This is a genomic window from Corynebacterium halotolerans (genome assembly GCF_050107895.1).
GTDB classification, from domain to species: Bacteria; Actinomycetota; Actinomycetes; order Mycobacteriales; family Mycobacteriaceae; genus Corynebacterium; species Corynebacterium halotolerans_B.
On the sequence record NZ_JBNILW010000006.1, the window covers coordinates 43,041 to 66,357 of the forward strand.

22 protein-coding genes and 1 pseudogene are annotated in these 23,317 nt (G+C 68.0%); 8 read left to right on the forward strand and 15 right to left on the reverse strand.

Going from position 1 to position 23,317, the window contains the following annotated elements; genetic code table 11:
• Positions 1 to 45: 45 nt before the first annotated feature.
• The 4 genes and pseudogenes from ACQCVD_RS07475 to ACQCVD_RS07490 form a co-directional block, all read right to left on the reverse strand.
• Positions 46 to 144, reverse strand: a pseudogene (locus ACQCVD_RS07475) (YciI family protein); the annotation flags it as partial.
• A 255-nt stretch (positions 145 to 399) separates the two neighbouring features.
• On the reverse strand, positions 400 to 1,404 hold the full coding sequence (locus ACQCVD_RS07480) for a bile acid:sodium symporter family protein (protein WP_426823110.1): 1,005 nt from the start codon (positions 1,402 to 1,404) through the stop codon (positions 400 to 402).
• 202 nt (positions 1,405 to 1,606) lie between these two features.
• The gene (locus ACQCVD_RS07485) at positions 1,607 to 2,638 is read right to left on the reverse strand and encodes a 6-phosphofructokinase (protein ID WP_426823111.1); all 1,032 of its coding nucleotides are present in this window, start codon (positions 2,636 to 2,638) and stop codon (positions 1,607 to 1,609) included.
• A gap of 28 nt (positions 2,639 to 2,666) precedes the next feature.
• The gene (locus tag ACQCVD_RS07490; protein WP_426823112.1) at positions 2,667 to 4,088 is read right to left on the reverse strand and encodes a DHA2 family efflux MFS transporter permease subunit; all 1,422 of its coding nucleotides are present in this window, start codon (positions 4,086 to 4,088) and stop codon (positions 2,667 to 2,669) included.
• Between the two features lie 96 nt (positions 4,089 to 4,184).
• Between ACQCVD_RS07490 and ACQCVD_RS07495 the strand changes: the two genes are divergently transcribed.
• The gene (locus ACQCVD_RS07495; protein WP_426823113.1) at positions 4,185 to 4,508 is read left to right on the forward strand and encodes a hypothetical protein; all 324 of its coding nucleotides are present in this window, start codon (positions 4,185 to 4,187) and stop codon (positions 4,506 to 4,508) included.
• 65 nt (positions 4,509 to 4,573) lie between these two features.
• Here the strand turns inward: ACQCVD_RS07495 and ACQCVD_RS07500 are convergent, their stop codons facing one another.
• From ACQCVD_RS07500 to gatC, 3 genes are all read right to left on the reverse strand, one after another.
• Positions 4,574 to 5,440 (reverse strand): siderophore-interacting protein, encoded by an 867-nt coding sequence (locus tag ACQCVD_RS07500; RefSeq protein WP_426823114.1) that lies wholly within the window; start codon positions 5,438 to 5,440, stop codon positions 4,574 to 4,576.
• A 394-nt stretch (positions 5,441 to 5,834) separates the two neighbouring features.
• The gene (gene gatA, locus ACQCVD_RS07505) at positions 5,835 to 7,322 is read right to left on the reverse strand and encodes an Asp-tRNA(Asn)/Glu-tRNA(Gln) amidotransferase subunit GatA (protein WP_426823115.1); all 1,488 of its coding nucleotides are present in this window, start codon (positions 7,320 to 7,322) and stop codon (positions 5,835 to 5,837) included.
• Position 7,323: 1 nt separating this feature from the next.
• Entirely contained in the window at positions 7,324 to 7,623 is a 300-nt protein-coding gene (gatC, locus tag ACQCVD_RS07510; RefSeq protein ID WP_426823116.1) for an Asp-tRNA(Asn)/Glu-tRNA(Gln) amidotransferase subunit GatC, read from the reverse strand.
• Between the two features lie 212 nt (positions 7,624 to 7,835).
• Between gatC and ACQCVD_RS07515 the strand changes: the two genes are divergently transcribed.
• On the forward strand, positions 7,836 to 8,498 hold the full coding sequence (locus ACQCVD_RS07515) for an amino acid-binding ACT domain protein (RefSeq protein WP_426823236.1): 663 nt from the start codon (positions 7,836 to 7,838) through the stop codon (positions 8,496 to 8,498).
• A 103-nt stretch (positions 8,499 to 8,601) separates the two neighbouring features.
• Here ACQCVD_RS07515 and ligA read toward each other — a convergent pair whose 3' ends face one another.
• Entirely contained in the window at positions 8,602 to 10,653 is a 2,052-nt protein-coding gene (ligA, locus tag ACQCVD_RS07520; protein WP_426823117.1) for an NAD-dependent DNA ligase LigA, read from the reverse strand.
• Positions 10,654 to 10,751: 98 nt separating this feature from the next.
• On the opposite strand from ligA, the gene ACQCVD_RS07525 reads away from it, so the two are divergent.
• Positions 10,752 to 11,423 (forward strand): 3'-5' exonuclease, encoded by a 672-nt coding sequence (locus tag ACQCVD_RS07525; protein ID WP_426823118.1) that lies wholly within the window; start codon positions 10,752 to 10,754, stop codon positions 11,421 to 11,423.
• Between the two features lie 9 nt (positions 11,424 to 11,432).
• Here ACQCVD_RS07525 and ACQCVD_RS07530 read toward each other — a convergent pair whose 3' ends face one another.
• Both ACQCVD_RS07530 and ACQCVD_RS07535 read right to left on the reverse strand, forming a co-directional pair.
• Positions 11,433 to 11,555, reverse strand: coding sequence for a hypothetical protein (locus ACQCVD_RS07530; protein WP_426823119.1), 123 nt, complete (start codon positions 11,553 to 11,555; stop codon positions 11,433 to 11,435).
• A gap of 323 nt (positions 11,556 to 11,878) precedes the next feature.
• Positions 11,879 to 12,148, reverse strand: a complete 270-nt coding sequence (locus ACQCVD_RS07535) for a hypothetical protein (protein ID WP_426823120.1) — start codon at positions 12,146 to 12,148, stop codon at positions 11,879 to 11,881.
• On the opposite strand from ACQCVD_RS07535, the gene ACQCVD_RS07540 reads away from it, so the two are divergent.
• Together ACQCVD_RS07540 and ACQCVD_RS07545 are read left to right on the forward strand one after the other, a co-directional pair.
• Complete coding sequence (locus tag ACQCVD_RS07540) at positions 12,147 to 12,905, forward strand: ABC transporter ATP-binding protein (protein ID WP_426823121.1); 759 nt, start codon at positions 12,147 to 12,149, stop codon at positions 12,903 to 12,905. The genes ACQCVD_RS07535 and ACQCVD_RS07540 overlap by 2 nt on opposite strands.
• Entirely contained in the window at positions 12,902 to 13,636 is a 735-nt protein-coding gene (locus ACQCVD_RS07545) for an ABC transporter permease (protein ID WP_426823122.1), read from the forward strand. The genes ACQCVD_RS07540 and ACQCVD_RS07545 overlap by 4 nt, the downstream gene beginning before the upstream one ends.
• A 7-nt stretch (positions 13,637 to 13,643) precedes the next feature.
• On the opposite strand, the gene ACQCVD_RS07550 is transcribed toward ACQCVD_RS07545, so the two are convergent.
• From ACQCVD_RS07550 to mnmA, 3 genes are all read right to left on the reverse strand, one after another.
• Entirely contained in the window at positions 13,644 to 14,105 is a 462-nt protein-coding gene (locus ACQCVD_RS07550; RefSeq protein ID WP_426823123.1) for a DUF1877 family protein, read from the reverse strand.
• A 157-nt stretch (positions 14,106 to 14,262) separates the two neighbouring features.
• Entirely contained in the window at positions 14,263 to 15,306 is a 1,044-nt protein-coding gene (locus tag ACQCVD_RS07555) for a hypothetical protein (protein ID WP_426823124.1), read from the reverse strand.
• Complete coding sequence (mnmA, locus tag ACQCVD_RS07560) at positions 15,306 to 16,403, reverse strand: tRNA 2-thiouridine(34) synthase MnmA (protein WP_426823125.1); 1,098 nt, start codon at positions 16,401 to 16,403, stop codon at positions 15,306 to 15,308. The genes ACQCVD_RS07555 and mnmA overlap by 1 nt, the downstream gene beginning before the upstream one ends.
• A gap of 336 nt (positions 16,404 to 16,739) precedes the next feature.
• On the opposite strand from mnmA, the gene ACQCVD_RS07565 reads away from it, so the two are divergent.
• Complete coding sequence (locus ACQCVD_RS07565; RefSeq protein ID WP_426823237.1) at positions 16,740 to 17,528, forward strand: spermidine synthase; 789 nt, start codon at positions 16,740 to 16,742, stop codon at positions 17,526 to 17,528.
• A gap of 84 nt (positions 17,529 to 17,612) precedes the next feature.
• On the forward strand, positions 17,613 to 19,601 hold the full coding sequence (locus ACQCVD_RS07570; protein WP_426823126.1) for a gamma-glutamyltransferase family protein: 1,989 nt from the start codon (positions 17,613 to 17,615) through the stop codon (positions 19,599 to 19,601).
• Here ACQCVD_RS07570 and ACQCVD_RS07575 read toward each other — a convergent pair whose 3' ends face one another.
• Complete coding sequence (locus tag ACQCVD_RS07575) at positions 19,602 to 20,738, reverse strand: cysteine desulfurase family protein (protein ID WP_426823127.1); 1,137 nt, start codon at positions 20,736 to 20,738, stop codon at positions 19,602 to 19,604.
• Between the two features lie 597 nt (positions 20,739 to 21,335).
• Here ACQCVD_RS07575 and ACQCVD_RS07580 point away from each other — a divergent pair.
• On the forward strand, positions 21,336 to 22,130 hold the full coding sequence (locus ACQCVD_RS07580) for a hypothetical protein (protein WP_426823128.1): 795 nt from the start codon (positions 21,336 to 21,338) through the stop codon (positions 22,128 to 22,130).
• 189 nt (positions 22,131 to 22,319) lie between these two features.
• On the opposite strand, the gene ACQCVD_RS07585 is transcribed toward ACQCVD_RS07580, so the two are convergent.
• Complete coding sequence (locus ACQCVD_RS07585; RefSeq protein ID WP_426823129.1) at positions 22,320 to 23,279, reverse strand: electron transfer flavoprotein subunit alpha/FixB family protein; 960 nt, start codon at positions 23,277 to 23,279, stop codon at positions 22,320 to 22,322.
• Between the last annotated feature and the right edge of the window lie 38 nt (positions 23,280 to 23,317).

The following is a 23,317-nucleotide window of genomic DNA, read 5'->3' on the forward strand; positions in this document are numbered from 1 at the left end:
CTAACCCGACTGCCCGGGCAGCGCCGTCATCGGGTTGCCGCGGTGTCAGCCCCCGCCCAGAAAGGGCCGCAGCTCCAGCCCCTCCCCGACAGGGGACCCGCCCGCCCCTGGCGCGGCGGACAGTTCCGCGGCCACTTCGCGGGCCCCGCGCCGTGCCGCCCACGCCGGTGCAGACGAGCTCGGCTGCGGGAGCCAGGGCGCGGCGGTCCACGTATTCCCCGGTCTTCCGCAGCTTCCCGGTGAAGGAGCCCATGAACGCGAAGTGTTCCTGGACCTCGTTGACAGGCCATCCGGTTCATTGCCCCGGGCCTTCCCGTCGGAGGTGTTCCCGCCGGTCGACTGCCCGACGCCCGCGGGCCGTTCTTTTCCCGTCAGCCTACTGCCCGCTGGCCAGGGCTTTCAGTCATCCTGGCCCACAGAACCGCGGGCGGCGCGGCGCCGGTCGGCCCCACGGCACAGGGCGGCGAGAATGGCGCCGGAGAGGTTGTGGCAGACGGAGAAGATGGCGCCCGGCAGGGCGGACATCGGGGACATGTACTGGGCGGCCAGGCCCGCGGCCAGCCCGGAGTTCTGCATGCCCACCTCGATGGCGAGGGTGCGCCGGGACGGGACCGGCTGACCGGTGATCCGGCCGGTGAGGTACCCCAACAGGTAGCCGAAACCGTTGTGGAGGATGACGGCGACGAGCACCAGCAGTCCGGCCTCCACGATGCTGTCCCGGGAACCGGCCACGACGATGGCCACGATCATGGAGATCGCGATCACGGAGATCCAGGGCAGGGCCGGCAGTATCGCCTCGACGAGACGGGGCAGGAACACCCGCACCGCCAGACCGGCGATCACCGGGATGAGCACCACCTGGACGATGGACAGCGCCATCGACCCCGCGTCCAGCGGCATGTACTGTCCGGCCAGCCACAGGGTCAGCAGCGGCGTGAAAATCGGCGCCAGCAATGTGGAGACCGAGGTCATCGTCACAGACAGGGCGACGTCGCCGCGGGCCAGGTAGGACACGACGTTGGAGGAGGTGCCACCCGGTGCACACCCGACCAGGATGACGCCGGCGGCGATCTCCGCGGGCAGCTGGAGGACCCAGACCACCAGCAGGGCGGTCAGCGGCATGATCACATACTGGGCGATGACGCCTAGAATGACCGGCAGCGGGCGTTTGGCCACCAGGGCGAAATCGACCGGTTTCAGGGTCAGTCCCATGCCGAACATCACCACCCCGAGCAGCGGGTTCACCCACCCGGAGAGGTTGAGCACCGCCGCTGAGGCGCCGAAGCCGATCAGGCCCCCGAGGATGACCAGGACCGGGAATCCCAGGGCCGCGATGTAGGCGGCGCGGTCATCACGCGAGGTGGGGGACGGTGCCGCGGCCGTCCGTGTTGTTGTGTCACTCATGTGTGTCGTCTTTCCGTGCAGTGTCAGTTGTCGGGTCACGAGGGAAAACTGGCGGCGGACGGTGACGGGCAGGAGGCCGGAAAGGTGGCGGCGGTGCCTCGCCGGGTCGGCGCGGGGTGGGACTGACCGGAGGGTCGGGGCTACCGCGCAGTTTCCTGCCGGAAACTCTAGTCGGCGGCGCGGTGGTGGAGCACGACGGGGATCAGCCGAAGACGGCCTGGGCGGTGTTGTAACGGCGTTCAGGAACCCGTTTGAGCTCGCCGACGGCCTCCTGCAGGGTGATCATCTCGATTCTCTCGCCGTGCAGGGCGACCACCTTGCCGAACTGTTCCTCGTGGCAGGCCCGGGCGGCGCGCACGCCGTAGCGGGTGGCCAGGACGCGGTCGAAGGCGGTCGGGGTACCGCCGCGCTGGATGTGGCCGAGCACGGTGGTGCGCACATCCTGCCCCAGCCGCTTGTGCACCTCATCGGCGATGACCTGTCCCATGCCGGTGAAGGTCCGGTGGCCGAACTGGTCTTCCTCCCCCTCGCTGAACTGCAGGGTGCCTTCCTTGGGCTCTGCCCCCTCGGCGACGACGATGATGCCGTACTTCTCCCCCATCTGGAAGCGGCGTTCCATCTTCTTGCAGATCTCGTTGATGTCGAAGGGGAACTCCGGGATGACGGTGTAGTGCGCGCCGCCGGCCATCCCGGCGTGCAGCGCGATCCAGCCGACGTGGCGCCCCATGACCTCCACGATCATCACCCGGTTATGCGATTCCGCGGTGGTGTGGAGCCGGTCGATGGCGTCGGTGGCCACGGCGACGGCGGTGTCGAAGCCGAACGTGTAATCGGTGCCGTTGACGTCATTGTCGATGGTCTTGGGGACCCCGACGATGGGGACGCCGTTGTCCGCGAGCCATTTCGCGCCCTTGAGGGTGCCTTCGCCGCCGATCGGGATCAGGGCGTCGATCTCCGCGGCCTCGAGATTGCGTTTGATCTGGTCCAGGCCGGCCTTGAACTTGTCCGGGTGCAGCCGGCCGGTCCCCAGGATGGTGCCGCCACGGAGCAGGATGCGGTCGATGGTCTCGTCGTCGTAGAGCTGGACGCGTTTGTCCTCCATCAGGCCGGCCCAGCCGTCCTGGTAGCCGACGACGGTGGAACCGAATTCCACGTTGGCGGTCCGCACGATTCCCCGGATGACCGCGTTCAATCCGGGACAGTCACCACCCGATGTCAGAGTCGCAATACGCATGGCGTTCATCGTAGTCGGGGCCGGGGTTTCACGCTCGGCCCGGAACCGGTTCCCCGGGGTACTCCTCGGCCCGGAACCGGGAAACCGCCACGAACCCGGCGAGCAGGGCGAGGCCGGGCAGCAGCACGGCGTTGGCCATCGTGACGTTGACCCCGGCGGCCATGCTTCCGGCCTGCATGGCGGCACCGACGGCCGCAGCGCCGGCGACCGCCCCTACCTGGCGGGCGGTGTTGTACACCCCCGACGCCGCGCCCATGTGCGTGGTGTCCACCGTCCGCATGGCCGTCGCCGAGTTCGGCGCCCACACGAGGGACTGGCCGAAACCCATGACCACCACCGGAACCAGGAACCACCACATGCTCTCCCCGGCCCGCATGACCAACGACACCCCGAGCAGGGACGCCGCCATCGCCCCGAAGCCCGCCATGGACAGGATCCGGGGGTGCAGCTTGTCGGCGAGCGGGCCCACCAGCGGGGAGAGGACGATCGACAGTCCCGCCATGGGCAGCATCATCAACCCCGCCTGCAGCGCGCTGAGACCCTGGCCGTCCTGGAGGTAGAACATGATCGGCAGCATCATCGACGACACCGTGAAGCCCATGGTGGCGATCGAGAACGCGCCGAGGGAGAAGTTGCGGTTGCGGAAGATCGACAGTGGGATCAGCGGCTCGGATCCGCGGGCGGCGGCGGTGCGCTGCAGGCGCAGGAACCCGAACAGGCCCGCGCCACCGGCCACCAGCAACACCCAGATCCACCAGGGCCAGCCCAGTTCCGGTCCCTGCTGGATACCGAAGACCAGCGCACCCATCGCCACCAGCGACACCAGCACGCTCGGGGCGTCGATACGCCGGACGTGCCGGGGCAGATGCGGTACCCACAGCGTCACCAGCACCAGAGAGACAATACCGATCGGGATGTTGATGAGGAAGATCCACTGCCACCCCACCGAGTCCACGATCATCCCGCCCAACGTCGGCGAGACCACCCCCGCCAGGCCGCCGACCGCGCCCCACGCCCCCAGGGCCGCACCGCGGCGCTCCCGGGCGAAGACCCGGTTGATCACGCTCATGGTCTGCGGGGTCAGAATGGCCGCGCCGATTCCCTGGACGGCACGGGCGGCGATGAGCACCTCAACCGTCGGCGCGAGTCCACACGCCAGGGAGGCCAGGATGAACACCGTCATGCCCACGCGGTAGAGATTGCGCTGCCCGAACCGGTCCCCCAGCCGGCCGGTGAAGAGCATCGGCACCAGGACGAACAACAGGTAGATGGAGGTCACCCACACCACCTGGTTCATCGACGCGCCCAGCTCCTGCTGGAAGGCCGGGGTGGCCACCGCCACGATGGTCTGGTCCAGCAGAATCATGAAGAAGCCGATGCACAACGCGACCAGCGCCCGCCAGGCCTGGGGCTCCGGCAGGACGAGGGACTGCTGCTGTGACTGGGTCATTGGAGCAATTCTAGGTGGTGACGGTGCGTCCGGGGCGGGGTCGGCCGGAGCCGGGTGCCCATGGCGCTCCGGGGGCGCACGGGTAGTCTATGGGGCATGGGAATGATGGACATCAAGAAGCCTTCCGAAGTAAATACCGCCCTCGTGATCGGCACCGGCCTGCTCGGCGGCTGGCTGTCGGCCCGGGAGACCGGCATGCGTCCGCTCGGTGGCGCAGTGCTCGCCGCCGCCGGCGTCTGGGCCGGCCGCTCCTGGTTGGCCAAGACGAACCCGGCCACCACTGCGGCCCTGGCCGCAACATATGTCGGCGGTTTCGGGCTCAGCCACCCGCTGGCGAAGAAGATCGGCTCCTGGCCGGCCGTGCTGACGGTGACCGCCGTGGCCTCCGGTGCCGCCTATGTCCTCTCCGACGCCAAATAGCCCCACCCGATGAAGTAGTACTGAATGCCCGGCGCTGCCTCGCGCCGGCCATTAGCTCGTCCGGGCTACTTCACTGCGAGGCGTTCTTCCTCGGCCTCGATCTCGGCGTTGAAGTCGCGCTTGGATGCCTGCCACTGGTCCTCGGTCATCCCGATGCGCCAGTAGCCGGAGATGGACACGTCCTTCTTGTCCACCTCATTGTCGAAGAAGAGGAAGCGGCGGACCTCCTTGAGCATCTCCGCAACCCCGTGCACGAACCAGCTGGTGCGCTGCTCCGGGATGCCGGCCGCCCGGACCGCTTCCGAGAGCTGATGGCCGTGGGTCGCCCCGTCGCGGTGCACCCAGGTCAGCTCCACCCCGTCCCCGGTGGGCATCTCGAAGTGGGAGTTTTCATCGGCCACCTCCACATAGGCGGCGGCGGTGGCGCCGGCGGGCAGGTTCTCGATGGCCGCGGCGATCGCCGGGGCGGCGGACTCATCCCCGACCAGTACGAAGTGCCCGTAATCGGCTTCCGGGTGCCAGGCGCCCCCGGGGCCCCCGAAGATGATCGTGTCCCCCACTTTCGCCTGCTTTGCCCAGGGGCCGGCCAGGCCGGCCGCGCCATGGGTGACAAAGTCCACCTCGAAGGTGCCGGTCTCGGTGTCCACCCGGCGGAAGGTATAGGTACGGGTCACCGGGTGCAGGTGACGCGGATAGTTGTCCCGGATCTCACCGAGGTCGAAGGGCCAGGCGTAGTCCGCCTCCTCCGGCACGAAGAGCAGCTTGATGTAGTGGTCGGTGTGGGGCAGCTCCTCGCCCCGGATGCCCGGACAGTCGAAGCTGATCCGGACCAGATCCTCCGTGAGGCGGGTGACATCGGTGACTGTCGCCTCACGCGCGCGACGCTTCTTGACCTTGTCATTACCGGTGCGTCCCGGTGCGGGCTTGCTCATCTAAGTCCTCACTTCTTTGAAAAACAGGTGGCTGGATGCCAGCGGTAGAACAGGTCCGGTGTCCCCACCGGACCAACACTAGTTAGGCTATCCTATATTTTCTGACCCGCCAAGGAGGTAGGGACACTCGGCGTCTTCCCGCCGCTGTTTCCCAGCTCTTTTTCCGCAGGGGACGGATCCGGCGCCACCCTGTCGGGTAGGTAGCGGAAACCGGGCAATTGTCCCTCGCGGGAAGCCACAAACCCGCGGTATCCGCTACCTACCCGACACCCCGTCCCAGGCGAGCGAAAACCCCTGCTCCCGGGAAGAAACTTCCGGGGAGCAGGGGTTCAGCTGGGCCACCAGCAATCAGTCGGCCGGGAACGAAAGGCGGGGCTCCCGGAGGTCGGCTGGACTACTTCCGGCCCGCCTCGAAGGCGGCGCCGACCTTGTACAGGCGGTCATCCTGGAATGCCGGGGCCATGATCTGCAGGCCGACGGGCAGCTGGGTGTCCTCGGCGAAGCCGGCGGGCACGGACATGCCGCACAGGCCGGCCAGGTTCAGCGGCAGGGTGCACAGGTCGAAGTTGTACATCGCCAGCGGATCATCGACCTTCTCCCCCAGCTTGAAGGCGGTGGTCGGGGTGGCCGGGGAGATCAGGACGTCGACCTGCTCATAGGCCCTGGCGAAGTCCTGGGCGATCAGGGTGCGCACCCGCTGGGCCTGCAGGTAGTAGGCGTCGTAGTAGCCCACGGACAGGGCGTAGGTGCCCAGCATGATGCGGCGCTTGACCTCCGGTCCGAAGCCCTCGGCGCGGGAGATGGCCATGACGTCGTCGGCGGAGTGGCTGCCGTCATCCCCGGCGCGCAGACCGTAGCGCATGCCGTCGAAGCGGGCCAGGTTGGAGGAGACCTCGCAGGGCAGAATCAGGTAGTAGGCGGACAGCGCATCGTTGAAGTGCGGGCAGTCCACCTCCACGACCTCGGCGCCCTGGCTCTCCAGCTGCTTGACGGCGGCACGGAAGTTGTCCACCACGCCATCCTGGAAACCATCGCGGTTGAATTGCTTGACCACACCGACCTTCACACCGGACAGGTCGCCGGAGGCGCCCTCCCGGGCAGCGGCGACGACCGGGGCGACCTCGCGGTTGACCGAGGTGGCGTCGAAGTGGTCGTGGCCGGCGATGACCTCGTGCAACAGGGCGGTGTCCAGCACCGTGCGACCGGTCGGGCCCCCCTGGTCCAGGGAGGAGGCACAGGCGATCATGCCGTAGCGGGAGACGGTGCCGTAGGTCGGCTTCACGCCGACGGTGTTGGTCAGCGCGGCGGGCTGGCGGATGGAGCCGCCGGTGTCGGTGCCGATGCCCAGCGGAGCCTGGCCCGAGGCCAGTGCCGCGGAGGTGCCGCCACCCGAACCGCCGGCGGTGCGCTCCAGGTCATAGGGGTTGTGGGTGGGGCCGAACGCGGAGTTCTCGGTGGAGGAACCCATCGCGAACTCGTCGAGGTTGGTCTTGCCCAGGATGGGGATACCGGCCGCGCGGATCTTGGCGGTGACGGTGGCGTCATAGGGGCTGGTCCACCCGTCGAGCATCTTCGAACCGGCGGTGGTCGGGGCGTCGGTGGTGGTGAACAGGTCCTTCAACGCCAGTGGCACCCCGGCCAGTGGGGAGGCCGGGGCCTCGCCGGCGTCCAGGGACGCGTCCACGGCGTCGGCGACGGCGAGGGCCTCCTCCGCGCCCACGTGCAGGAAGGCGTGGAGCTTGTCGTCGGTCTCGGCGATGCGGTCCAGGTGCGCCTGGACGACTTCCCGGGAGGTGACCTCGCGGGAGTGGATCTTCTCCGCGAGCTCTGCGGCGGAAAGGCTGGTCAGGCCGGCATCGCCGACCACGTAGTTGGTGCTCATCTTAGTCCTGCTCCCCCAGAATCTGCGGTACGACGAAACGCTGGTCCTCCACGGCGGGCGCCTGGTCCAGGGCCTGCTCCGCGGTGAGCGTCTTTTCCTCGACGTCCTCGCGCATGCTGGTCTGGATGGCGTGCGGGTGGCTCATGGGCTCGACACCTGCCGCATCAACCTGCTGCACGTCCGAGACGTAACCGATGATGTCGTCGATCTGGGAGGCGAACTCCTTGAGTTCCTCCTCACTCAGAGCCAGGCGGGATAGTTTCGCGAGGTGGGCGACCTCGTCACGCGAAATCTCAGGCACGTGTACTACTTCCTCTTTCGCATCGTGGACTTCCGGGGGTGTTCGGGGCACGGGGCCCGATCCCTGCATATCCTACTGCACCTGCCGGGACCGCCCGCCACCGCACCGGGACGGTCAGTGGGCCGTGGTTGCCTCGCCGGCTTTCGAAAGTGGATACGATGAAAACTGTTGTAGACCCCACAATGAATGGCCGAGGAACAATGGAACCCACGATGTCCTACCTGATCCGTGTTCAGCTTCCCGATTCCCCAGGTAGCCTGGGCGAACTCGCGGAAGCCATCGGGCTGGTGGACGGCAATATCCAGTCGGTCGACGTCATCGAGCAGTTACCCGACCAGACGGTGGTCGATGACATCGTGGTGCACCTGCCGAAATCCGCGATGGCGGACACCCTCATCACGGCGATCCGGACCGTGGAGGGCTCGGAGGTCGACTCCATCCGCCCCTTCACGGGCACGGTCGACCGCCGCGGCCAGATCACCATGCTCGCCGACGTCGCCGCCCGCCGCCGCAACGTCACCAAGGCCATGGGCGAGCTGGTCAAGGTGATGCCGCGTTCGATGACCGCGACCTGGGTCATCGTTCTGGACATCCACAGCGACACGACCCGGGTGGCGGCGTCGCTGGCGGCCCCGGCGGATGACGGCTCCGCCCCCGCCAGCATCGACGTCGATCAGGCGCGGGTGCTGGATCCGGAGACCGAGGACTGGATCCCGGAGAGCTGGGCGCTGCTGGACTCGACCCTGGCGGCCGCCCCCTTGACGGGAACGGACATGGTGCTCATCGTCGGCCGCACCGGCGGGCCGAATTTCCTGGCCAGCGAAGTGGAGCACCTCGGCAACCTCGGGAAGATCGTCGGCACGATCCTGAACTGACGGCCCCAGGTCAGGCGGGGCCCCTGCCACTTATCGACGCCGCGGGACGCCGGCCCCGGAACGCTGCCTCCGCAGCGCCGTCCTGCACACCAGGGCCCCGGGGTCAGGACTCCGCGGTCTCCTGCGGACCCTGCGCCAGCAGCTGCACAAACCCTTCTTCGTCGAGGATCTTCAGCCCCAGGTCCCGGGCCTTGGTCTCCTTGGAACCGGCGTTCTCGCCCACCACCACGTAGTCGGTCTTCTTGGACACGGACCCCGAGGCCTTGCCGCCGCGGGAGATGATGGCCTCCTTGACCGAGTCCCGGGTGAACCCCTCCAGGGAGCCGGTGACCACGAGCGTCAGCCCTTCGAGCGTCTGCGGGGCCTGCTCCGAGACGTCCTCCGCCATGGTCACACCGGCGGCGGCCCAGCGCTCGACGATCTGCCGGTGCCAGTCCACCTCGAACCAGTCCTTGAAGGACTGCGCGATGACCATGCCCACTCCGTCGGTGTCCGCGATGTCTTCCACCTCGGCGTCGCGGAGCGCGTCCATGGCGTGGTAGCGCGAGGCCAGGGCGCGGGCGGCGGTCGGCCCGACATGCCGGATCGACAACGCCACGAGCACCCGCCAGAGGTCAGTCTCCCGGGCCTGCGCGAGGTGCTCGAGCAGCTTCTTGCCCGACGCATTCACCTTGCCGGTGTTGGTGGTGTAGACCTTGCTGTCCTGCAGCTTCTCCTCAGTCAGGTCGAAGAGCTCGGACTCGTCGCTGAGGATCCCGCGCCGGATGAGGTCCTGGGCGCCCTTCTCACCGAGTGCTTCGATGTCGAAGGCCCCGCGGCCGGCCAGATAGGTCAGTCGGGAGGACAACTGCGCCGGACAGCTGCGGGTGTTCGGGCACCGCCAGTCGGCGTCGCCCTCCTTCTGCGGTGCCAGCCGGGTGCCGCAGGACGGGCACAGGGTCGGGAAGATGAACTCGTACTCGCTGCCGTCCCGCTTCTCCACGACGGGGCCCAGCACCTCCGGGATGATCTCCCCGGCCTTGCGAATGACCACCGTGTCCCCGATCAGCACGCCCTTGCGCTTGACCTCGGTCTGATTGTGCAGGGTGGCCATGGAGACGGTGGATCCGGCGACGAAGACCGGGTCCATGATGGCGAAGGGGGTCACCCGCCCGGTCCGCCCCACCCCGACCTGGATGTCCAGCAGCGTGGTGGTGACCTCCTCCGGCGGGTACTTGTAGGCGATCGCCCACCGCGGGGCCCGGCTGGTGGAGCCGAGCGCCCGCTGCTCGGAGCGCGCGTCCACCTTGATCACCACGCCGTCCATCTCGTGGGCGGCGTCGTGGCGGTGCTCGGCCCAGTAGGCGACCCTCTCCTGGACCTCAGCGGCGGTGGTCACGGCCTCGGTGTAGGGCGAGACCGGCAGCCCCCAGGCACCCAGGGCCTGGTAGACGTCCCACTGGGACTGCGGGGTAAAACCTTCGGTGGCGCCGAGCCCGTGGCAGATCATCTTCAGCCGTCGCTTCTTCACGTCCTCGGTGTTCTTCTGCCGCAGGGATCCCGCCGCCGCGTTGCGCGGGTTGGCGAAGGGTTTGCCGCCTGCGTTGATGCGCTGCTCGTTGACCTCGGCGAAGTCCTCGATGGCGATGAACACCTCGCCGCGGACCTCCAGCAGCTCCGGGACGGGATACTCGCCGGTGCCGGTCAGCTCGTGCGGGATGTCCTCGATCACCCGGGCATTCGCGGTGACGTCCTCGCCCACCCGGCCGTCCCCGCGGGTGGCGGCGCGGTCCAACCGGCCCTGCCGGTACACCAGGTCGATGGACAGGCCGTCGATCTTCAGCTCCGTCAGGTAGCGCTCCGCGGGGGTGCGCTGCAACCACTCGGCCAGTTCCTCGGTGTCGAAGACATTGTCCAGGCTCATCATGCGCTCGAGGTGCTCGACATTTTCAAAGGTCGAGGCCGCCGCCACCGGTGCGCCGACCTCCATCGTCGGGCTGTCCGGCACCGCGAGTTCCGGGTGCTCGGCCTCCAGCCGCTGCAGGCTGGTGAACAGCTGGTCGAACTCGGCGTCAGCGATGACGGGCTGCTGGTTGTAGTAGAGGTCGCGGTGGTGGCGGACCTCCTCGGCCAGCTCGTTCCACTTGCGTCGCAGGTCCACGTCTTTGTCAGTCACGATCCCCGATTCTAACGAGCCGTCGGCCACGCCGTCGGTGTATGCCCGGGGGCTGGCCTGCCGGGGCGATGTCCGGGGTCGCCGCTAAGGTTTGGGGCATGACGAACTTTGATGCCACCCGCATGCTCACCTTCGATCTCGAGACCACCTCCCGCAACCCCAGAGAAGCCCGCATCGTCACCTCGGCGATGGTGCGTATCGACGGCCGCGAGGTCGATCCCCTGGAACTGCTCGCCGATCCCGGCATCGAGATCCCGGAGGAGACGACGAAGATCCACGGCATCAGCACGGAGTACGCGCGGGAGCACGGCAGACCACACGATGAGGTGCTGGCGGAGACGGTGCAACGCATCCGCCGCGGCTGGGAGGACGGGTTGACCCTGATCGTCTACAACGCCTCCTATGACCTGACCATCCTGCGGGCCCAGACCGGCGATTTCACCGTCACCGGTCCGGTCTACGACCCGTTCGTCATCGACAAGATCAAGGACCGCTACCGCAAGGGCAAGCGCACCCTGACGGACCTGTGCGAGCACTACGGGGTACGGCTCGACAACGCCCACGAGGCCACCTCCGATGCCCTGGCGGCGGCCCGGATCGCCTGGAAACAGGTGAAGCTGTGGCCGGAGCTGACACAGATGTCCGCCGAGGAGCTGATGGAGTTCCAGGCCGTGGGTTACTACGAGGACCGGGTGGGCTTCCGGAAGTATCTGGAGGGCCGGGGCCGTGATGCCTCGGATGTCAGCACCTCCTGGCCCATGCAGGGTTAGGCCGCCGGCTCAGCTCTCCGGCTCCTCCCGGTGTGTCACCCCTTCCGCGGTCAGTTCCAGATTATTCGTCGGCCCGTCAAGGACCAGGAGTTGATCGAGTGGCTCAGCGAGCAGGATCTGAGCGAGCGCCACACGGAAGCGTCCCCCACCCGAGAGGTCGGCAACCTTCCGGTTGACCGCGTCCCCGGTGAACAGGAACTGGGCGGGTGGGACCGCACCTGCTGCGGCCCCGCTACCGGGACTTCCGCGCAGACACAGTCCGGGGCAGTGGCTTGATCATCCGGGTGGCTGAGCCGCTGCGGCAGGTAGCCGATCCGGTCGATGTGCCTGCGGGCGGGTACCGGCCCGGGCAGAGCGTGGACCAGGGGTTCCAGCAGCCGGGTCTTTCCGACGCCATCCGGCCCCGTCCAGGCGACCTTCTCCGGCCCCTGAATCAGAATCCGATGGTGCCCGCTTCAGGCGGTGCGCCGGGCCTGCTCCGCCACGACCTGTTCGGCGGCCACGTGTTCCCGGCACTGAGTGCAGGTTCCACCGCTGAGGTTCGGGTTGCTGCCGTGCAGCTCCGCGGTGTCGTGGCTGCCCACGATCAGAACCTCGGGCCACGTCCGGACGGTCTCGTCGGTGCCCCAGGTCCCGGTGCCCCAGGTCCCGGCGTCCCAGGTCCCGGTGTGCGCCGGGACCGTAGTGTTGCGCAGGTCACCTGACCGGGCGTTCAATGGATACATGAACACTGCGCCATCCGCGGTGCGGGCCCGGTCCCTCACCGTTCACCTGGGTCACCGCCGAGACCGTTCAGCGGTGTTGGAGAGCCTTGACTTCCAGCTGCCCGCCGGCGAGATCACCGGGCTGATCGGCCCCTCCGGCAGCGGCAAGACCACGCTGATGCGTGCCCTCGTCGGGGTCCAGCACCACGAGGGGGAACTCGAGGTCCTGGGGCAGCCGGCCTCGGCACGCACCCTGCGCGGCCGGATCGGATACGTCACCCAGTCTCCGAGTGTCTATCCGGACCTCACGGTGCGGCAGAACCTGGACTACTTCGCGCGGCTGGGCAGTGGCGGGGACTCTGAGCTGGTTCTGGAGCAGTTGTCGTTGACCGAGGTGGCCGACCGGGCGGTGCGCACGCTCTCCGGCGGTCAGCGGGGCCGGACCTCCCTCGGCTGCGCCCTCGTCGGAACCCCCGAGCTTCTGGTGATGGATGAGCCGACCGTGGGGCTTGACCCGGCCACCCGGCGCTCCCTGTGGCAGCAGTTCCGACGGATCGCCGACCACGGCATCACCCTGGTGGTCTCCAGCCACGTGATGGACGAGGCCGCGCGCTGCGACCGGCTCCTCCTGCTGCGCGCCGGACGGATCATCTGGTCGGGGGCCCCTGCCGAGCTGCTGGGCGAAACCGGGGCACGATCCTATGAGGACGCCTTCCTGGCCGCGGTCGGGGAAGTCGATCCCGCCGATGGCCCGACCGCGGAAAGGCGGACACCGTGAATCCCCGGCTGGCTCTCCTGACCGCCGGCCGTGTGCTCCGGCAACTGCGTGCCGATCCCCGGTCGGTCGCCCTGATCCTCGTGCTGCCCACGCTGCTGCTGGCCCTGATGTACTATATCTACGAGGGCAACCAGCCCCTGTTCACCCGGATCGCCCCGGTGATGGCGGTGGTCTTCCCGATGGCGTTGATGTTCATCATCACGTCGGTGACCATGCAGCGGGAGCGCTCCACCGGGTCCCTGGAGCGGCTCTGGACCACCCGGCTGCACCGCGCCGACCTGATCCTCGGCTACGCCGCGGCCTTCGCGCTCATGGCGGTCCTGCAGTCGGTGATCCTCGTCCTGGTCCTCCACTACGCGCTGGGGGTGAGCAATCAGTCACCCTGGTGGCTGACCACCCTGCTGGCGGCGATCACCGGCGTGACCGGTGTGGCCCTCGGGCTGTTCAGTTCCGCCTTCGCCCGCACCGAGTTCCAGGCCGTGCAGTTCATGCCGGTGCTGATCATCCCCCAGATACTGCTGTGCGGACTCCTGGCACCCCGCGAGGAGCTGCCTGCCGTGCTGCGCTGGGTCTCCGACGTGCTCCCGCTGTCCTACGCGGTCGACGCGATCCTCACCGCCGCCGCGCAGGGACTGGACCAACCCGTCATCACCGACATCGCGATCTGTCTCATCTTCGGCGCGGCCTTTCTGTGCCTGGCGGTGACCACCCTGCCCCGGCGGACCCGCTGAGCCCGGGTCAGAGCAGCCGCATGATCAACGCCCGCCCCTCCTCGGCGGCGTCGCCGACCCGCTCGCGTAAGCGGGTGAAGAACGGCCAGATGTCCCGGCGCACCAGCTCGCCCGGGTCCCCACCGTCAAAGGCGTAGAGACACTGTTCCTCCAGGTGATTCATCACGGCGAAGTCCACCATCATGTCGCGGTCCCAGGCGCACAGCTCCCGGTGGATCGACGGCAGGCGTTCCGCCGGCACCAGATGCCAGGCCGCTGACTCATCCTCCGGGTACCACTCATCGCCCAGGATCAGGGAACTGGCCGGGGAATCATCGTGCTCCCCGGCCTCCAGGCCCTCGGTGAGCACCCAGTGCAGCCCCTGGAAGCACTGGTCCAGGTCAAACTCCCCGGCATGCGGCGCCCGGTCAATGTCCTCGTAGCTCAGTCCACCGCCACGGATCTGCTCCTGCAGCGGCTGGTCAATCACGCGGTAAAAGGCTCGAACTCCCATACCGCGTGATTATCGCCACGCGGCCACGGCCCGGCAACCGAATCGCTGGATTCTCCGGGAACTATTCTGCGGTCCTCAGAACCGGCGGCAACCTATCAGGTTTCCACCCGGCCACCACTTATCGACGCCCCGCTCAGAGATCCCCGGCGTCGTGCTCCAGCATGTCCGCGACCACCCGGGCCATGCGGTACGCCCCGGCGGCCTCGAGGACCGTGCCCTGCCGGATGCCGCTCCGCGGATGCACATCCACCGACGTCGCGAGCAGCGCCCGGTCCAGCCCCAGTTCATCGAAGAAACGGGCGATGCGCACCGCCAGCTCGCGGGGGTTCTCCCCGAGCTCATCGATCACGTCGCCGGGGCCGGTGACCCCGAGGCCGAGCCGGGTCCCCTCGCTCAGGGTCCGGCCGAAGCCATCCTTCTGCTCATTGCCCCGCACCTGGTCCAGGGTGAGCAATACGGTGTCGGCCCCGGATTCCCGGGCCACCTGCCAGTTCGGTGCATACCCGGCCTGGTTCAGCAGTACCTGGGAGACGACTCCCCCACGGAGCCTGCCGATCACCCCGTGGAGACGCTCGGCCACATCCGTGCTCTGGACCGCGGCGATCTCCTCGAACTCGCTGCTGCCGGCGAGGTTGCCGGCGATGATCTCCGGCAACATGGGCTCATCAACCTGGACGACGATCTCAGGGCTGGTCAACGGCGGGGACATCTCGCCGACGTGCGCGGTCTTGATGTTCCTGGCCACGTATTCGGCATGCTCACGCACCCCGTCGATCAATGACTCCGTCAGGTCACGGAGGGCGCCCCGGTCAGTGATCACCCGGTGACCGTTGGTCAGCTCGATCCGGGACGACAGGGTCCAGGGTCCGGTGACCTGTAACTTGATCGCCCGAGCCTTGCCGTCCCACACCGTCTCACAGGCTTCCAGGTCACGTTCGATCTGGTCCTTGGCCCGTCGGGTCTCCAGCTGGGGCCGCGGGGTCATGATCCACGAACGCGGCCCCCGGTCGACGTGGATGGCCTCGAGCAGCGCGGCGGTGCGGCCCACGGCGTCGGAGCCCAGTCCCCGCGCCGGCAGCTGGGGCAGGTGCACCAGGTCCCCGGTCTCACCGAGGATCATGTCGGCGGCGTCCGCCACCGAGGTGCCGGGCAGTTCCCCCAGTCCGAAGGCGACCATCAGTTCCCCGTGCCGCAGATCGTGCCCGAGCCCAGGACAATATCCCCGGCCGGGTCGGGCTGGTAGAGCACCGCCGCCTGGCCACGGGCGATGCCGGACAGCGGCTCGGCGAGCTCGAGCACCATGTAGTCGCCGGCGGCGTCGATACGCGCATGGCAGGCCACGACCCCACCGTGCGCGCGGACCTGCACCTCACAGTCGAGCTCCCCGCCCATGGCGGGATGGAGGAACTTCAGGCGGTCGGCGTGGATCTCGGTCACGGCCAGCCGCTCGCGCGGACCGACGGTGACGGTGCCGGTCGCGGCGTCGATGTCGGTGACGTACCGGGGGCTGCCGTCCGGGGTCGGGGTCTTGATGTCCAGGCCCTTGCGCTGACCGATGGTGAATTCATGCACGCCGGCGTGCCCACGGAGCTCCACCCCGTCCTGGTCGCGGATCATGCCGGGGCGCAGGCCGATGTGTCTGCCCAGGAAGGCCTGGGTGTCGCCGTCCGGGATGAAACAGATGTCGTAGGAGTCGGGCTTCTTCGCCACCGAGAAGCCGTGGGTGGCGGCCTCCGCGCGGATCTCCGGCTTGACGGTGTCGCCGACCGGGAACATGCAGTGCGCGAGCTCGTGGGCGCCGAGCACCCCCAGGACGTAGGACTGGTCCTTGTCCGGGTCGATGGAGCGGCGCAGGTAACCGTCGCCGCCGTCCACGGGCTGGGTCAGCCGCGCGTAGTGACCGGTGACCACGGCGTCGAAACCGAGTGCGATCCCCCGCTCCAGCAAGGCCGCAAACTTGATTTTCTCGTTGCAGCGCAAGCAGGGGTTGGGGGTTTCACCGTTGGCGTAGGAGTCGATGAAGTCCTCGATCACATCCTCCTTGAAGCGGTCGGAGAAGTCCCAGACATAGAAGGGGATGCCGAGTTTGTCGCACACCCGGCGAGCATCCGCCGAGTCCTCCAGGGAGCAGCAGCCGCGGGAGGACTCGCGGGTCTGCTGCGCGTCCTGGGACAGGGCCAGGTGCACGCCGATGACCTCGTGCCCGGCCTCGACCGCCCGGGTGGCCGCCACCGCCGAGTCAACACCGCCACTCATCGCTGCCAGTACCCGCATGTTCTCCCCTCAGTTCTTCTGCCCGGTGCCATTCGGCACGTTTCAACACCGAAGCGTAATCGCCCATTCCCCCATTCAGCGAATCTCTGGTGCTCCCGTCCTCTCCGGGCGGGATGTCACGTCGTGCGCCCGAGGATCTAAGCTCAGTGGGAAGTTCGCCCGCGGCTCCCCGCCCGCCCCGGCACCGCGGTTTCTCTACCTGATCAGACCCCTTCCGGAAAGGACTCCCCGATCACCGTGGCCCGTAACCGCTCCGCCGACAAGAAATCCAACGCCCGGAAGTCCGGTACGACCGCCGGTCCGCAGGCCGGCCATTACGAGGGCAGTCACTCCCCGATCGAGCTGTTCCCGGACCCCTACACCACTGACGGCTGGCTGCTGAGCGTGGACGGCACCCCCAGCTCCCACATCGTGCTCGGGGAACCACGGAAGCTGATCTTCGAGTACATGCGGTGGATGGCCACGGGGATCGAGTCCTTCGTCTCGCAGCACCTGGATGCGGAGAAGCTGCGGATCACCCACTTAGGTGGCGGAGCCTGCACCTTGGCCCGGTACTTCGCGGACGTCTACCCCGGCTCCCGCAACACGGTTGTGGAATTGGACCGTGAGCTGGCCCGGCTCGTGCGCGAGTGGTTCGACATCCCCCGCAGCCCGCGGGTCAAGATCCGGGTGGACGACGCCCGGGCAGTCGCCCAGGACTTCACACCGGCCAGCCGGGACATCATCATCCGGGACGTCTTCACCGACGCGGAGACCCCGTACAACCTGAGCACGGTGGAGTTCTTCGCCCACTGTCACCGCGGGTTGGCTCCCGGCGGACTCTACGTGGCCAACTGCGGCGACAACTCAGACCTGAAAGTCGCCAGAGCCGAGGTGGCGGGGATGCTCGAGGTCTTCGACCATGTGGCCGCCATCGCCGACCCCCCGATGCTCAAGGGCCGGCGCTACGGCAACATCGTCTTCCTGGCCTCGGACACCCCGCTTCCCGACGCCGCCTCCCCCGCCGCCGCGGAGATGACCCGGCAGTTGCTGGGCGGGGGCGTGCCCGCCCACTACCGGGACGCGGCCTGGGTCCGCCGTTTCGCCTCCGGCGCGAAGCCGCGCCACGATGTGGTAGCTGACTGAGCCGGGGAGACCCCCGCCGACATCCGGGATCTTCCTGCCCCAAACCGCCCCCCGCACGCAGGGTCAGTTGTTAAAGTCCGAATCATGAACGTGATCCATAACACAATAAAGCGGGCCGCCGCCGGAGTGTCGGCCGCTGTCCTGGTCGTCTCCCTCAGTGCCTGCGTGACCGAGACCGACCCCGCCCCTGCCGCCGGCGCCGGAAACACCGAGAACACCACTGCAGCTGGGACCACCACCCCGGAACCTCAACCCTGCGAGCTACCGGAGGACGCCATGAGCCCCGAGGAAGAAGATGTGGAGGGGACCCACAGCGGTGAGGACATCTCCGTGGCCCCCGAGATCGCCACCGGGTACCGCTCCGGCATGACGCCGGTGACCACCCGGGACTACGCGGTCGCCACCGCCAACCCGGTCGCCAGCCGGGCGGCGTGCGACGTCCTCCGGGACGGCGGCACCGCTGCCGACGCCCTGGTTACCGCCCAGTTCGTGCTGGGGCTGACCGAACCACAGTCCTCCGGCATCGGCGGTGGCGGTTACATCCTCTACTACGACGCCGAGTCCGGGGCGGTCTCCGCCATCGACGGCCGCGAGACCGCCCCGGTGGCCGCCGACGAGAACTACCTCCTCGAGGTTTCGGCGGAGGACCCCTCCCCGCCGGTCCCGGACGCCCGCCGGTCGGGCCGTTCCATCGGGGTGCCCGGCATCGTCGCCGCCCTGGGTGAGCTACACGCCACCCACGGCCAGAACGACTGGGCCAGTCTCCTGTCCTCCCCGCAGTCCCTGGCGGAGGACGGTTTCCGCGTCAGCCCACGAATGTCGGCCTCCATCGCCAACGCCGAGGAAGACCTGGCCCACGATCCGGCGGCGGCCGCCTATTTCCTGCAGGAGGACGGCACCGCCAAGCCCGCCGGCACTCTGCTGCACAACCCCGACTACGCCGAGACCGTCCGTCTGATCGCCGAGGGCGGTCCGGATGCGTTCTACACCGGCGAGATCGCCGCCGATATCGTCGAGCGCGCCACGCGTGACGTCGAGGGATTCACCCCGAGCCTGATGTCCACCTCCGATCTGGCGGCCTACTCCCCGGTCACCCACGAGGCGCTGTGCGCGCCCTACCGGGACCGGACGGTCTGCGGGATGCCGCCCTCCTCCTCCGGCGGGGTCACCGTGCTGGAGGCACTTGGCATCCTCAATAACTTTGACCTGGGCGACTACGCTCCGGAACAGGTCACGGAGGACGGCGGCCTTCCCGCGGTGGAGGCCATCCACCTGATCTCCGAGGCCCAGCGGCTGGCCTACGCCGACCGGGACGCCTACATCGGGGACCCCGCCTTCGTGGATGTCCCCGCCGGCGGTATCGAGGAACTGGTCAGCAAAGAATACACACGCGACCGCGCCCGGCTGATCGATCCGGACCATTCCATGGGTGAGGCCGAGGCCGGCCTCGGTGCGGTCGTCGCCGGTGCCCCGATGCCGGAGAGCGGCACCAGCCACGTATCCGTGATCGACTCCTACGGCAACGCCGCCTCCCTGACCACCAGCGTGGAGGCGGCGTTCGGGTCCTTCCACTTCACCCGGGGGTTCATCCTGAACAACCAGCTCACCGACTTCTCGGCGGAGCCGCTCACCGAGACCGGTGAACCGGTGGCCAACCGCGTGGAGTCCGCCAAACGCCCCCGCTCCTCCATGTCCCCGATGCTGGTGTTCCACACCGCCGACAACGGCGAGCGGGGCGACCTGAACATGGTCCTCGGTTCCCCGGGCGGTTCGCTGATCATCCAGTTCGTGATCAAGACCCTGGTCAACCTCATCGACTGGGGCATGGATCCGCAGCAGGCGGTCTCCGCACCCAACTTCGGTGCCCTCAACGAACCGGCGACCGGCCTCGGCGTCGAACACCCCGCCGTCGCCGCCGATTTGGATGCCCTGCGTTCGGCGTTGGAGGAACTGGGCCACGAGGTGAATCCGACCGAGCAATCAAGTGGGCTGTCCACTCTGGTCACGGAGGACAGTACGACGATCACCGGCGGTGCCGACCCGAGGCGGGAAGGCATCGTGCTCGGCGGATAGCTAGCCGGCGGCCATGCCGGCGGTCCGGGCCCGGCCCGCCACGTCCCCGATCACCCCGAGCAACCTGTCGACGTCCTGCTCGGTGGTGGTCCGGCCGAGACTGAAGCGCAGCGCGCCCCGGGCGTCGGCCTCCGGCACCCCCATCGCCAGCAGCACATGACTGGCGCGGTTCACCCCGGATGAGCACGCCGAGCCGGTGGAGGCCTCCACCCCGAGGCTGTCCAGCAGCATGAGGAGACTGTCCCCCTCGGCCCCGGGCACCGACAGGTAGAGGTGGCCCGGCAGCGAGGGTTCGGTGGTGTGGACCACCACCCCGTCGACCAGCTGTTCAATGCCGGTGCGCAGCCGGTCACGCAGGGCCCGGCGGCGGGCGGTCTCCTCCTCGAGTTCTGCGACGGCCTCCCGCAGGGCCGCCGCCAGGGAGGCGGCCCCGGCGACGTCGACCGTGCCGGGACGGATCCCGCGCTCCTGCCCGCCGCCGAAGAGCACGGCCGAAGGTGCCGGGGAGCGCCTGGCCAGCAACAGCCCGATGCCGCGCGGCCCCCCGAACTTGTGTCCGCTGGCCGCCAGCGTGGTGGCCCCCAGATCCTGGAAGTTCACCGGCACCTGACCGACAGCCTGCACGGCGTCGATGTGGACCGGGGTACCTACGGCATCAGCCCGGGCGATCACCTGATCCAGTGGCTGGACCGCCCCCGACTCGTTGTTGGCGAACATGCAGGCCGCCAGGGCCGCCGGCCGGTCCAGTGCAGTGAGGTCACTGACCCGCCCGGCCCCGTCCACCGGTAGCAGATCCACCTGCGCGCCCTGCGCCGCCAGATGCTCGACCGTCTCCAGCACCGCGGAATGCTCGACCGGCGTGGAGACCACACGATCCAGCTTCGAGGCATGGTAGAGCCCCTGCACCGCAAGATTGTCAGCCTCGGTTCCGGAGGCGGTGAAGATCACCTCGACCGGCTCACATCCCAGCAGCTCAGCGACAGTCTCCCGGGCATCGTCAAGCACGCTGCGGGCCCGGCGGCCGGAGCCGTACTGCCCTCCCGGATTGAGTGCCCGGGCATGCTCCACCCAGGCCTCGACCGCCACCTCCCGCATGGGGCTGGTGGCGGCATGGTCGAGGTACACGCGTTCAGTCATCTTGCCTCTCCTCCGGTTACACGACCGCTCAGGAACTCACCGCTTTCCCACCAGGCTACTCCCGGTCAGCAGGTCAACCAGCCCCCACCCACCGAACGCTCACGGGGCCGGGACACTTCCACAAACCAAGGAGGAATGGTCCTCATTCCCCGGAGAAATTAGACCGCCAGTTCCGACATACCCCAAGTTGTAGTGACGTCAGAGAGAAACCAGGTAAAACACTTTAATAATATCTTCTTTTCGTCTTTTTACCCCCTTTCTTAAGGGGCACGAATCCTGGCGTCATCTCCACTACCAGCCAAAACAGCAAATATAGTCATACCAAGAATCCCTTGATCACTTGTTAATAATTAAGTAGAATCCCAGTTCTACATGGTCGATTATTTTCCCCTGAAACGGGGATTCTTTTTCGACAAATCCCGTACAGCGCACCGTGAAGTCACCTTCGCGCTGAATGCCCTCCCAGTAAAAGTCATTTCATCAGCGATCAGGTGGTTTATCGTGGCGTCGCTTCCCATTTCCTTCGACATCACGTGGCGGGACCCGTCTGTCCGCCGCCCCTGATCACCACCACTCCCAATCTTCCGAAGGACTCCCATGAGCTCATCCCTCGCCTCGGTACTGGTCACCGGAGCCGGCGGCCACGCCGGCAGTAGTGTGTGCCACCAGCTGCGGACTCTCTGCCCGGACGTCACCATCGTTGCCACCGACACCCGCCCTGCCACCGCTGACGTGGACACCTTCGTCGTCGGTCACTCCGCAGCTTCCCCGGAGTATCTTCCGTTCCTCAGGTCCTTGATCGCGCAGCATTCGGTGGACCTGCTCATCCCCACCGGCCAGGAGGAACTCCGGGTCCTCGCGGCGCACCGCGCGGAACTGGGCGTCCCGGTCATCATGCCCGACCACACGGCAGTGGAGCTGTGCGGGAACGAGCTGCTGACCCGTCGCTTTCTGGCAGTAGCCGGTGTCACTGTGCCGGAGAACGGTGACGGCGTCGCTGCTTCCCGTGAGAAATCACCCACTCCGGGGGCGGCAATGATCTCCCGGGACCGCGTCCCCGGGGCCGAGTACCGTCCGCAGGCCTACCGCAGCCCGCTCCACGACGGAGAGATCATCACGGTCGTCCTGGAAAAGACCGGTGCCGCCTCCCTCCGCCGGATTCCGACGTCCCGGGCCACGGACATCGAGGAGCTCGTCCACAACACCATCCGCGCGCTCGGGCTCTACGGCCCCATCAACCTGCATGTGTGCCGCGACCGTTCGGGCAGGCCGGCGGTGCTCCAAGTTAACGCGGGTTTCGGAACCGAGTCCGTACACGCCCCGGAACTGCTGGATACATTGCTGGCCGATGCCGAGCACCTCTCCCTCGCGACCTCCGGGCAGCGAGTGTGACGATCATGCCGGTGCTGGCGGCTCTCCTGCTGTTCTTCTTCCGGTTCAGCGTGGCCGCGCTGGTTTTCAGGTTCGGCTTTCCTCCCCGCCCATGAATTGGCCGGCGCGTTCCGGGACACCGGGTATTCGTTCGCAGGCACCAGGGCTGGCACCGTCAGCGGGGAGCACCCCCATCTCCCCCGACGGCAGCTAAGAGCGGCGCTTATGGATCTCCTCGATCAGCTTCGGGGCGATCTCGAAGAGGTCGCCCACCACGCCGAGATCGGCGATCTGGAAGATCGGGGCATCCTCGTCATTATTGATCACGATGACGTGCTTCGAGGTCTGCATCCCCGAGGTGTGCTGGATCGCACCCGAGACGCCCAGGCCGATGTAGAGGTCGGGCGCCACGGAGACACCCGTCTGACCGATCTGGAGGGTTGGCCCGTAGTAGTCCAGGTCCACGGCGTCGCGCGTGGCCCCGGCGGCACCGCCCAGGGCGTCGGCAAGCGGTTCCACGAGATCGGTGAAGCCCTCGGTGGAACCGATACCGCGACCCCCGGCAACCACGGTTTTCGCCTGGGTCAGCGGCGGGCGCTGGGCAGTTTCGACGGGGCTGAAACTGGTGACGGTGACGTCCTTCACGGACGGAGCCGGCAGTCCCATCATCTGGATGGTGCCGGCGGCGGGAACCGGCTCCGGGGTCACCTTTCCGGCCCGCACCGTGTAGACGGGGCAGGAGCCGCCCACCGCGGCACGCACGGTGATCGAGTCACCGAAGATGGACTGGGTGGCGGTGCCGTCCGCGTTGATGGCCACGCAATCGGCGAGCACGCCGGAAGCCAGCCGGACGGCCAGCCGGCCGGCGATCTCATTGCCCTCGGCGGTCGCGGCGATGACAATCGCGCCCGGGTTACCGTGCGCCAACACGTGCAGGGCGTCGACCTCCGGCAGCAGGAGCCGGGAGTCATAGCCCCCGGATTCAGCGGCGATGATGTGGTCCGCACCGGCGGCGGCCAGCTCCGGGGCCAGCGGCTGGTGGGAGCCCTCGCTGCCCACGACGACTGCGGTGACGGAGTCCCCGAGGGGACGGGCGGCGGTGATCAGTTCGGCGGTCACCGGATCGAGACGGCCACGCTGCTGCTCAACCAGGACGTAGGTGGTGCTCATGAAAAAACTCTCCTCGTGCTTGACGGGTCGGGCGGGGT

Coding starts and splice junctions, on each gene's coding strand:
- mnmA (WP_426823125.1), bottom strand. CDS start 16,403: ATGCGGGTACTGGCAGCGATGAGTGGCGGTGTTGACTCGGCGGTGGCG.
- ACQCVD_RS07540 (WP_426823121.1), top strand. CDS start 12,147: ATGAACACTGCGCCATCCGCGGTGCGGGCCCGGTCCCTCACCGTTCAC.
- ACQCVD_RS07490 (WP_426823112.1), bottom strand. CDS start 4,088: ATGACCCAGTCACAGCAGCAGTCCCTCGTCCTGCCGGAGCCCCAGGCC.
- ACQCVD_RS07580 (WP_426823128.1), top strand. CDS start 21,336: ATGAGCTCATCCCTCGCCTCGGTACTGGTCACCGGAGCCGGCGGCCAC.
- ACQCVD_RS07525 (WP_426823118.1), top strand. CDS start 10,752: ATGACGAACTTTGATGCCACCCGCATGCTCACCTTCGATCTCGAGACC.
- ACQCVD_RS07555 (WP_426823124.1), bottom strand. CDS start 15,306: ATGGTCGCCTTCGGACTGGGGGAACTGCCCGGCACCTCGGTGGCGGAC.
- ACQCVD_RS07585 (WP_426823129.1), bottom strand. CDS start 23,279: ATGAGCACCACCTACGTCCTGGTTGAGCAGCAGCGTGGCCGTCTCGAT.
- ACQCVD_RS07480 (WP_426823110.1), bottom strand. CDS start 1,404: ATGAGTGACACAACAACACGGACGGCCGCGGCACCGTCCCCCACCTCG.
- ACQCVD_RS07570 (WP_426823126.1), top strand. CDS start 17,613: ATGAACGTGATCCATAACACAATAAAGCGGGCCGCCGCCGGAGTGTCG.
- gatA (WP_426823115.1), bottom strand. CDS start 7,322: ATGAGCACCAACTACGTGGTCGGCGATGCCGGCCTGACCAGCCTTTCC.
- ACQCVD_RS07485 (WP_426823111.1), bottom strand. CDS start 2,638: ATGCGTATTGCGACTCTGACATCGGGTGGTGACTGTCCCGGATTGAAC.
- ACQCVD_RS07495 (WP_426823113.1), top strand. CDS start 4,185: ATGGGAATGATGGACATCAAGAAGCCTTCCGAAGTAAATACCGCCCTC.
- ACQCVD_RS07515 (WP_426823236.1), top strand. CDS start 7,836: ATGTCCTACCTGATCCGTGTTCAGCTTCCCGATTCCCCAGGTAGCCTG.
- ACQCVD_RS07575 (WP_426823127.1), bottom strand. CDS start 20,738: ATGACTGAACGCGTGTACCTCGACCATGCCGCCACCAGCCCCATGCGG.
- ACQCVD_RS07535 (WP_426823120.1), bottom strand. CDS start 12,148: ATGTATCCATTGAACGCCCGGTCAGGTGACCTGCGCAACACTACGGTC.
- ACQCVD_RS07500 (WP_426823114.1), bottom strand. CDS start 5,440: ATGAGCAAGCCCGCACCGGGACGCACCGGTAATGACAAGGTCAAGAAG.